Origin of the sequence: Staphylococcus sp. GDX8P80P, from assembly GCF_017893095.1 — a bacterium.
Taxonomy (GTDB): Bacteria; Bacillota; Bacilli; order Staphylococcales; family Staphylococcaceae; genus Staphylococcus; species Staphylococcus borealis.
On sequence record NZ_JAESMI010000049.1, the window covers coordinates 1 to 555 of the forward strand.

Genomic DNA, 555 nt, shown 5'->3' on the forward strand with positions numbered 1-555 from the left:
TTATTAAATTCAGCTAACGTTTGATTATCTAAGTCTTTACGGTCGACTAAGAAAATCACTTTTTTAATATTTTCTTCTTGTGATAATAATTGACTCGCTTTAAATGAAGTCAGTGTTTTACCACTACCTGTGGTATGCCAAATGTAACCATTGTTATTTGTTTCTAACGCACGATTTAAAATAGCCTCAACCGCATAGACTTGATAAGGACGTAATGCCATTAGAATTTTATCTGTTTCATTGACAATCATATAACGACTAATCATCTTAGCAATGTGACATGGTTCTAAGAAGTCTTCAATAAAGTCTTTAAGATAGTTAATACGCTCATTTTGTTCATTACTCCAATAAAACATTTGTCCCTTAAAGATTTCACGATCACTATTGGCATAGTAGCGTGTTTCCATTTTGTTACTAACGACAAATAATTGTATGTATCGGAATAAACCAGTATAGTTTTGACGGCGATAACGCTCAATTTGATTAAATGCTTCCGTAATCGCTACCCCACTACGCTTCAATTCTATTTGAACTAATGGTAAACCATTAACTAAT

The 555-nt window shown here is 32.4% G+C and carries 1 protein-coding gene; it reads right to left on the reverse strand.

From position 1 onward, the window contains the following. Positions 1-555, reverse strand: a 555-nt coding sequence (locus tag KA858_RS05665) for a type I restriction endonuclease (RefSeq protein WP_210135209.1), incomplete at both ends; no start/stop codon positions are given.